At 54.5% G+C, this 8,965-nt stretch carries 10 protein-coding genes; 5 read left to right on the top strand and 5 right to left on the bottom strand.

Features of this window, described 5'->3' with window-relative positions; genetic code table 11:
• Positions 1 to 601, top strand: a 601-nt coding sequence (locus tag ACLQ7H_RS23560) for a helix-turn-helix domain-containing protein (RefSeq protein ID WP_411754758.1), incomplete at its 5' end; no start/stop codon positions are given.
• Positions 602 to 608: 7 nt separating this feature from the next.
• Here the strand turns inward: ACLQ7H_RS23560 and rhaT are convergent.
• From rhaT to cpxR, 4 genes are all read right to left on the bottom strand, one after another.
• Positions 609 to 1,643 (bottom strand): L-rhamnose/proton symporter RhaT, encoded by a 1,035-nt coding sequence (gene rhaT / locus ACLQ7H_RS23555; protein ID WP_411754757.1) that lies wholly within the window; start codon positions 1,641 to 1,643, stop codon positions 609 to 611.
• 215 nt (positions 1,644 to 1,858) lie between these two features.
• The gene (gene trmL, locus ACLQ7H_RS23550) at positions 1,859 to 2,332 is read right to left on the bottom strand and encodes a tRNA (uridine(34)/cytosine(34)/5-carboxymethylaminomethyluridine(34)-2'-O)-methyltransferase TrmL (protein ID WP_411754756.1); all 474 of its coding nucleotides are present in this window, start codon (positions 2,330 to 2,332) and stop codon (positions 1,859 to 1,861) included.
• A gap of 57 nt (positions 2,333 to 2,389) precedes the next feature.
• Positions 2,390 to 3,760, bottom strand: a complete 1,371-nt coding sequence (cpxA, locus tag ACLQ7H_RS23545) for an envelope stress sensor histidine kinase CpxA (protein WP_411754755.1) — start codon at positions 3,758 to 3,760, stop codon at positions 2,390 to 2,392.
• Positions 3,757 to 4,455: an envelope stress response regulator transcription factor CpxR gene (gene cpxR / locus ACLQ7H_RS23540; protein ID WP_411754754.1), complete on the bottom strand. Its 699-nt coding sequence runs from the start codon at positions 4,453 to 4,455 to the stop codon at positions 3,757 to 3,759. The genes cpxA and cpxR overlap by 4 nt, the downstream gene beginning before the upstream one ends.
• Positions 4,456 to 4,604: 149 nt before the next feature.
• Between cpxR and cpxP the strand changes: the two genes are divergently transcribed.
• The 4 genes from cpxP (at position 4,605) to ACLQ7H_RS23520 (ending at position 8,782) form a co-directional block, all read left to right on the top strand.
• Positions 4,605 to 5,099 (top strand): cell-envelope stress modulator CpxP, encoded by a 495-nt coding sequence (cpxP, locus tag ACLQ7H_RS23535; protein WP_411754753.1) that lies wholly within the window; start codon positions 4,605 to 4,607, stop codon positions 5,097 to 5,099.
• 333 nt (positions 5,100 to 5,432) lie between these two features.
• Positions 5,433 to 6,335, top strand: a complete 903-nt coding sequence (gene fieF / locus ACLQ7H_RS23530; RefSeq protein WP_411754752.1) for a CDF family cation-efflux transporter FieF — start codon at positions 5,433 to 5,435, stop codon at positions 6,333 to 6,335.
• Between the two features lie 233 nt (positions 6,336 to 6,568).
• The gene (gene pfkA, locus ACLQ7H_RS23525; protein ID WP_411754751.1) at positions 6,569 to 7,531 is read left to right on the top strand and encodes a 6-phosphofructokinase; all 963 of its coding nucleotides are present in this window, start codon (positions 6,569 to 6,571) and stop codon (positions 7,529 to 7,531) included.
• A gap of 261 nt (positions 7,532 to 7,792) precedes the next feature.
• On the top strand, positions 7,793 to 8,782 hold the full coding sequence (locus ACLQ7H_RS23520) for a sulfate ABC transporter substrate-binding protein (RefSeq protein WP_411754750.1): 990 nt from the start codon (positions 7,793 to 7,795) through the stop codon (positions 8,780 to 8,782).
• A gap of 65 nt (positions 8,783 to 8,847) precedes the next feature.
• Here the strand turns inward: ACLQ7H_RS23520 and ACLQ7H_RS23515 are convergent.
• Positions 8,848 to 8,965 (bottom strand): triose-phosphate isomerase (locus ACLQ7H_RS23515; RefSeq protein WP_411754759.1); only part of this gene is annotated, 118 nt, incomplete at its 5' end.

Genomic DNA, 8,965 nt, shown 5'->3' with positions numbered 1-8,965 from the left:
CGATCTGGTGCTGGATAATATTATCTATTGCCCGGAGCGCCTGCGGTTGAATGCCCAGTGGGAAAGCCTGCTGCCGCCGTTTGATACCTCCAGCGAGCGCTACTGGCGGCTCTCTACCCAAGGCATGACGCAGGCCCGGCCGATTATCGCCCAGCTTTCACAGGAGAGCCGTAAAACCGATTCGTTATCGATCCAGTTGACTGAAGCCTTGCTGTTGCAGTTGGCGATCGTGCTCAAACGCTATCGCTATGCGGTGGACTGCGTACATATGTTGCCGGACGGGGAACAGCTGGACTTGTTGATGGCAGCGTTGCAAAGCGGCATCGATGGCGACTTTGATCTGCCCGCATTCTGCCAACGGCATCAACTGACCGAACGGGCGCTGAAGCTGTTGTTCCGCCAGCAAACCGGTATGACTATCAATCACTATCTGCGCCAGCTCCGTTTATGCCAGGCCAAGCGTCTGCTACGCCGTAGCGAATACCGCATCAGCGATATTGCCGCCCGATGCGGATTTGAGGACAGTAACTACTTTTCAGTGGTGTTCACACGCGAGGCCGGAATGACCCCGCGCGAGTATCGCCAGCGGTTTATTGGCTAGCTCGTCCTCAGGCTGCCATGCCAAGGCCAACAATGTTGGCCGCCAGGATGATCACCAGACAACCGAGGGACAGTACCGCCACCGGCTTTCTGGTCCCGCATTTCCACTCTTTCAGCAGCAGCCCGACGATACCACCGCACAGTACGTAGAAGCTCATGTGCAGCATCCAGCTCATGTAGTCGTATTGTGCCGGGATCTTGGCGTGGCCCCAGGCGTAGAAGAAGAATTGCAGATACCACATCAGACCGCCCAGCATTGAGAGCAGTACGTTGGCGAGCAGCAGTTTTTTCGGCAGTGAGAAATCGGCTTTCACCGAGATATTCTTCAGGGTAGCCAGGCGGATCAGGCAGTAGCCCAGGTTGATCAGCGCACCGCCGCCCATAATCACCACATAGCTCGGCAGGGCAACGTACAATGGATCGATGCCCAGTGCTCCGGCGGCTTCATGCATCGGTTTGGCCGCGTCCATGGCGAAGGACATGCCAGCGGAGAAAATGCCGCACATCACCGCCAACGTCAGCCCTTTCTTGAGGTTGAACTCCTCGGCGCGGATGCCCATGGCTCGCTCTTTCAGCAGGCCCGCATAGCTGACGATCACCACGCCGACCAGCGCCACAAACACCCCAACCAGCGACAGGCGGCCACCGGCAGTGCCGAACAGTAGTTCAAAGCGGCCCTGCAACAGCGGTGTCATCAGTGTGCCAATGATCAACGTGATGCCGATGGCGATACCAATCCCCATCGACATGCCGAGATAGCGCATGGTCAGGCCATAGTTGATATTACCGATCCCCCACATGGCACCAAACAGGAACACCGGTAGCAGGGTGGCGGCGCTGAATGAGCCGTAATACTGCCAAAAATCGGGCAGTAGCATATAGCTGATGGCCCAAGGCAGGATCAGCCAGGAAACGAAGCCGCCGATCGACCACATGGTTTCCCAAGACCAGTTTTTGACCTGTTTGAATGGCGCGTAGAAGCAGGCCGCGCTGGCCGCTCCGACCAGGTGCCAGAGTATCCCTAGCAGAATGGCGTTGTTCATCTTGTTATCCTTGTTGTTGTTGGCGTGGTGACGTAGAACGCAGAGACCACGGATGAACAGGGAGTCTAAAGAGACGCCAGGGAAGGAACCTTCGATTGGCTGCCGGAGGAAGGGGGAGCATGGCAAAATTCAGCGGGTGCGGGTGTTGACGATCACAAATTTGGCAGGGCGGCGATCGGGCGATGTCTGGCTGGCAGGCGATCGCCCAATGTGGGTTATTCTTTGAGCTGCGCGCCCGCATAACCCAGTTGACGCCAGGCTTCATAAACCACCACCGAGACGGCGTTGGACAGGTTCATGCTGCGGCTTTGGGCCTGCATAGGAATACGGATCTTCTGCTGTGCGGGCAACGCGTCCAGAATGCTGGCAGGCAGGCCACGGGTTTCCGGGCCAAACAGCAGATAGTCCCCAGCCTGATAGCTGACTGCGCTGTGTGCTGGTGTGCCTTTGGTGGTGAGGGCAAACAGCCGTTGTGGATTTTCGCTGGCGAGGAAGGCGGCATAGTCGGCATGGCGCTTGATGCAGGCAAATTCATGATAATCCAACCCGGCACGGCGCAGGCGTTTGTCATCCCACGGGAAGCCCATAGGTTCGATCAGATGCAGTTGGAAACCGGTGTTGGCGCACAGGCGAATGATGTTGCCGGTGTTCGGTGGAATTTCAGGTTCAAATAAAACGATATTCAGCATGTAAAAAGCCCCTCATGACGAGGGGCGCAGAATAGCAAAATCTTTGGGTGCTGGCGATTAACGCTGATGCAGCGGTAACCACAACACTAAACGCAGGCCACCCAGCGGGCTGTCTTCCGCTTTCACCCAGCCGCGATGCTGATTGACGGCGGACTCAACGATGGCCAAACCCAGCCCGGTGCCGCCGGATTGGCGATCGCGAGCTTCATCGGTGCGATAGAACGGCCGGAAAATCTGTTCCCGATCTTCCGGGCTGACGCCTGGGCCGTCATCATCCACCACGATGGTGATCCCCTGATTATCGGCGCTGAATGCCACCGCAATGCGCGTATTGGAGTAACGCAGGGCATTACGCACAATATTCTCCAGTGCGCTGTCCAGGGCGCCTGCGTTGCCGTAAATCGTCCATGGGCCAGGAGGGGAGGTGACCTCCAGCTGTTTGCCCATCTGTTCGGCTTCGAAACTGGCGTTGTCCAGCACGTCGGCCCACAGATCGTTGGTTTTCAGCAGTTCGCGCACCAGCTCGCTTTTCTGTTGGCCACGGGATAGCAACAGCAGATCGTTAATCATCGAATCCAGCCGTTGGGCTTCGGTTTCGATACGCGCCAGTTCATGGCCTTCACCGTGGCGGCGGCGCATCAGAGCGGTCGCTAACTGCAGGCGTGTCAACGGGGTGCGTAATTCGTGGGAGATATCGGAGATCAGCCGTTGCTGAGCCGTCATCATCCTTTCGAGCGCGCTGATCATCTGGTTGAAACTGGCCCCGGTGGCGAGGAATTCCTGCGGGCCAGCCTCCAGTTCAGGGTGTTGCTTAAGGTTGCCACGTGCTACGTCATCAGCGGCGTTTTTTAACTTACGTGCCGGTTTGGCCAAGCTCCAGGCCAGCCACAGCAACAGCGGGGCGCTGATCAGCATGGTGACGATCAGCAGCAGCAGCGGGCGGTCGAACATCAGGTTGATAAAATCGGACTGCGAGCTGTTGGCTGGACGGATCAGGTACAACTGATAGTTGTCTTCACCATCACGCACCGAGAACGGGCCAACCAGCTCTACGCGGCCATATTTTTTCTTTTGCGGTTGATCGGAGTTGTCCGACTGGCCGATAAAGTTGCGCACAATCTGCATTTCGTTGCGCTGTGCGCCGATCACTCGCCCTTCACTGGTTACCAAAAGCAGGCGCTGGCCCGGCGGTGCCCATTTTTCGATGGCGCGGAACAGGCGTCGCCACCACATCAGGTCGTTGGCCGGATCGTTTTGCAGTTCGGCCTCGACGTGCTGTTCCAGCATCAACCCCTGCCGCTGCTCGCTTTCCAGCAGCGTGGTCATTTGGCGGGAGTCGAGTTTGGGCACCATCAACACCAACATCAGCACCAGGGCCAATGTGAACCAGAAAATGGCGAAGATGCGTGCCGTCAAGCTGTTGATCATGCTGCAGACACCATCAAATAGCCCCGTCCGCGCAGGGTTTTGAACCAAGGATGCCCGTCTTTGCGGTCTGGCAGTTTACGGCGCAGGTTGGAGATATGCATATCAATGGCGCGATCGAACGGCGTCAGGCGTTTGCCCAGCACTTCCTGGCTGAGGAGCTCACGGGAAACTACCTGGCCGAGATGCTGTGCCAGCAGATATAACAGGGTAAATTCAGTGCCCGTCAGATCCAGCACCTGCCCATCGAAGCTGGCTTCCTGGCGGCCAGGGTTCAGCTGCAGGCCGTCAACGTCCAGCGTAGGTGCGCTGGTATCGACATTCTGCTGCTGTTCGCTCCAGTTGGAACGGCGCAGAATGGCCCGGATGCGCGCAATCAGTTCGCGATCGTTAAAGGGTTTTGCCAGATAGTCATCCGCGCCCAGTTCCAGGCCAAGTACCCGGTCCAATTCGCTGCCGCGAGCGGTCAACATGATCACCGGCGTCTGGTGGTGCTGACGCAATTCTTTCAGCGTATCGATACCGTTCTTCTTCGGCATCATGATATCGAGCAACAGCAGATCGATGGAGCTGTCCAGTAACGACAACGCCTGTTCACCGTCGTGGGCCACAACGATGTTAAAGCCTTCCATTTCAAGCAGTTCTTTCAGCAGCGAGGTGAGCTCGCGGTCGTCGTCAACTAACAGAATTTTATTCATATGTGATTTACCTCCTGACGCAAAATACGTCATCAACTGTTGCCATTCCATGACTTTACGTAGTTTTACATGCACTGACGCATGTTTGCAGGTGCAGCGATACACTGCTCCTCGTTGATTCGCAAAGTGAGAAAGCTCGAGGAGTAAAAATGGTTAAGGTGACCGCAGTAGTTATGGCATCAATATTGGCATTAGGTTCTACCGCTGCCTTTGCTGCTGATACTACACCGGAAACTGTCCAACCTCCTGCTAATGATGCACTGTTGAGAGCACTTGGCCAGAATCACATGTTCGACGGCGTCCGCTTGACCGAGCAGCAACGCCAGCAAATGCGCGATTTGATGCGCCAGGCACGCTACGATTTGCCTGGTGTTAATGTAGATGAAGTGGAAACCATGCATAAGCTGGTCACCGCAGATAAATTTGATGAAGCCGCCGTGCAGGCTCAGGCGGAAAAGATGGCTCAGGAACAGGTTAAGCGCCAGGTCGAAATGGCCCGGGTACGCAACCAAATGTATAACCTGCTGACGCCAGAGCAAAAAAGTGTTTTAGACCAGAAGCATCAGCAGCGTGTGCAGCAGATGAAGCAACAGATTTCTGGTTTGCAGCAAACTTCTGCCCAGAAGTTGAGTATGACTGAGTAATCCCCTGTTTTTCCTTGCCATAGACACCATCCCTGTCTTCCCCCTCATGATGAGGGGGTTTTTTTTCATTTCGATAAAATTAATTTACTTAAAAAACAATGGATTAATTTTATTCTGAAAGGTTTCGGTTTTTCAAAAACGGTTGAGTGTGGACACTATGTGGACGCCTTCAAACCCGGATACCTTATGAATACTTATCTGGGGAGAGCGACATTACTGCACGTTTTGCCAGATTTTTTTGCTTTACTGACAAGCATCCCGCAATGATGGCGGGACTTTTTTTACCCCGCATTCCGTTATACTGAAGCCCATAAACTTTGGTTGGGGTTTTTTATGGAACAGCAATACGCGCGGCTGGTGCAGTCCGCTGCTTTAGCCGCCACCGGAATGGCCTCCGTGCTACTGTTGATCAAGATCGTTGCCTGGTATCTCACCGGCTCGGTCAGCCTGTTGGCGGCATTGGTGGACTCGTTGGTGGATATTGCCGCATCGTTAACCAACCTGTTGGTGGTGCGCTACTCGTTGCAGCCGGCTGATGAAGAGCACACCTTTGGCCATGGCAAGGCCGAGTCGCTGGCGGCACTGGCGCAAAGCATGTTTATCTCCGGTTCTGCCCTGTTCCTGTTCTTGACCGGCTTCCAGCATCTGTATTCCCCGCAGCCCCTGAATGCCCCGGGTATTGGGATGGCAGTGACTATCATTGCGTTGATTAGCACTCTCATCCTGGTGACCTATCAACGTTGGGTAGTAAGAAAAACGCGCAGCCAGGCAGTGCGTGCCGATATGCTGCATTATCAGTCAGATGTAATGATGAATGGTGCTATTTTGATAGCACTTGGGCTAAGCTGGTACGGATTTCACCGTGCGGACGCGCTGTTTGCCTTGGGCATTGGGGTTTATATTCTCTATAGCGCGCTGCGTATGGGTTATGAGGCGGTACAATCCCTGCTGGATCGAGCCTTGCCGGATGAAGAGCGTCAGGCAATTATCGATGTGGTATCGTCTTGGCCGGGAGTGAAAGGCGCGCACGATCTGCGTACGCGCCAGTCAGGGCCAACGCGGTTTATCCAGTTGCATCTGGAAATGGAAGATACCCTGCCGTTGATGCAGGCGCATATTCTGGCGGAACAAGTGGAGCAGGCATTGTTGCATCGTTTCCCAGGGGCCGATGTGATTATTCACCAGGATCCCTGTTCTGTTGTTCCTCAAGGCCGACAGGGCCATTGGGAACTATAATCAACTGACATAGGTCAATGTTGGGTGGATTGAGAAATGGCGGTGTTAGCACGCCGTGCCATGTGAAGTTTTTTCCTTGATGTTGCGTGACCTGAATCAATTCAGCTGGGTGTTTTTGTTATAATATCCAGCAATAAAAGCCGTAAAGCTGGTTTTCCGCCGTTGGAGAGATACCAGGGTAATCGGCGAATACAGAATTCTTAAGAAATTGCATCTACAGTTCAGAGGTAGTCATGATCAAGAAAATCGGTGTACTGACGAGTGGCGGTGACGCCCCAGGTATGAACGCTGCCATTCGTGGCGTTGTGCGTGCTGCGCTCACAGAAGGTCTGGAAGTATTTGGTATTTATGATGGCTACCTTGGTTTGTACGAAGATCGCATGGAGCAATTAGACCGTTATAGCGTGTCTGACATGATCAACCGCGGCGGCACCTTCCTGGGTTCTGCGCGTTTTCCAGAGTTCAGGGATGACAGCGTGCGCGCCAAGGCGATTGAAAACCTGAAAAACCGCGGCATTGATGCGCTGGTGGTGATCGGCGGTGACGGCTCCTATATGGGGGCGAAGCGCCTGACCGAAGAAGGATTCCCTTGTATCGGTCTGCCTGGCACTATCGATAATGACGTTGCGGGTACTGACTACACCATCGGTTTCTTCACCGCGCTGGAAACCGTGGTTGAAGCGATTGACCGCCTGCGTGATACCTCCTCATCACACCAACGTATTTCCATCGTGGAAGTGATGGGGCGTTACTGTGGCGACCTGACCATGGCAGCGGCCATTGCCGGTGGTTGTGAGTTTATCGTCCTGCCGGAAATCGAATTCAGCCGTGACGATCTGGTTAACGAAATCAAAGCCGGTATTGCCAAAGGCAAAAAGCACGCCATCGTGGCGATCACCGAGCATATCTGTGACATCGACGAGCTGGCGCGCCATATCGAGCAGGAAACCAAGCGTGAAACCCGTGCAACCGTATTGGGTCACATTCAACGTGGTGGTTCACCTGTAGCGTATGACCGTATTCTGGCTTCCCGCATGGGCGCGTACTCCATCGACCTGCTGCTGCAAGGTTATGGTGGCCGTTGTGTAGGCATCCAGAACGAGAAGATGGTGCACCACGACATCGTTGACGCGATCGAAAACATGAAGCGTCCGTTCAAAGGTGACTGGCTGGAAACGGCGAAAGAGCTGTACTAACTCCGGCCCTGATGCTGTTAAACGGGCGCAGCATGCGGCACCCCTACGGTCGAACATGTTCGTCTCTACAAATTCAGCAGCATTGCTACTTGGTCATCAATCTGGAGCCCCCGTTTTGGGGGCTTTTTGTTGTCTGATATCGCTATATTCCAGAATGGTCTAGTACCACATTTTTTATTCTTTAATTGTGAGGGAAGTTTCTGGCAGGCTTTGATGCTAAATCAACCGTTTGAGGTTGCGTCATTTTCTGGGGGAACGGCAATGCAAAAATGGGGTGTGGGTCTGACTTTACTGCTGTTGGCATCGGGTGCCATAGCAAAAGATATTCAACTGCTGAACGTCTCATACGATCCAACGCGTGAGTTCTACCAGGAATATAACACGGCGTTTGGTAAGTTTTGGCAGCAGCAGACCGGCGATCGGGTGACCGTGCGTCAGTCACACGGCGGTTCCGGCAAGCAGGCGACCTCGGTGATTAACGGTATCGAAGCGGATGTGGTCACGCTGGCGCTGGCTTACGACGTGGACGCTATTGCCGAACGTGGTCGTATTGATAAAGCGTGGATCAAGCGCCTACCAGACAACTCGGCACCTTATACCTCGACCATTGTTTTCCTGGTGCGTAAGGGTAACCCAAAACAGATCCATGATTGGGCTGACCTGGTGAAACCCGGCGTGTCGGTTATTACCCCGAACCCGAAAACCTCTGGCGGTGCCCGTTGGAACTATCTGGCTGCCTGGGGTTACGCCCTGCACCAGAACGGTGGCGATAAAGCCAAGGCTCAGGAGTTCGTCAAAGAGCTGTACCGTAATGTGGAAGTGTTGGATTCCGGCGCACGTGGCGCAACCAATACCTTCGTTGAACGCGGCATCGGTGACGTACTGATCGCCTGGGAAAACGAAGCCTTGCTGGCAGAGAAAGAGCTGGGCAAAGACAAGTTCGAAATCATCACCCCGAGCGAATCCATCCTGGCCGAACCGACGGTATCGGTGGTGGATAAGGTGGTTGATAAACGCGGCACCCGTGATGTGGCTACGGCTTACCTGAAGCATCTGTATTCACCGGAAGGCCAGACCATTGCGGCCAAGAACTACTACCGCCCACGTGACCCAGCCATAGCGGCCAAATTTGCCGAGCAGTTCCCAAAACTGAAGCTGTTCACCGTGGATGATACCTTTGGCGGCTGGACTGAAGCGCAGAAGTTGCACTTTGCCACCGGCGGGATCTTTGACGAAATCAGCAAGCGCTGATCGCCAAATTTTAGCCATAAAAAACCCCGGCATGCCGGGGTTTTGTTATTTCAGGCCGGATAAAATCAGGCTTTTTTCGCCAGGGCAGCGGCTTTGACGATCACGGCGAAAGCGTCAGCTTTCAGTGATGCGCCGCCAACCAGCGCGCCGTCGATGTCTGGCTGAGCAAACAGCTCTGCGGCG

The sequence above is a fragment of the Serratia sp. (in: enterobacteria) genome (assembly GCF_046715635.1).
Lineage (GTDB): Bacteria > Pseudomonadota > Gammaproteobacteria > Enterobacterales > Enterobacteriaceae > Chania.
This window is presented reverse-complemented; position numbering and strand designations above follow the sequence as displayed.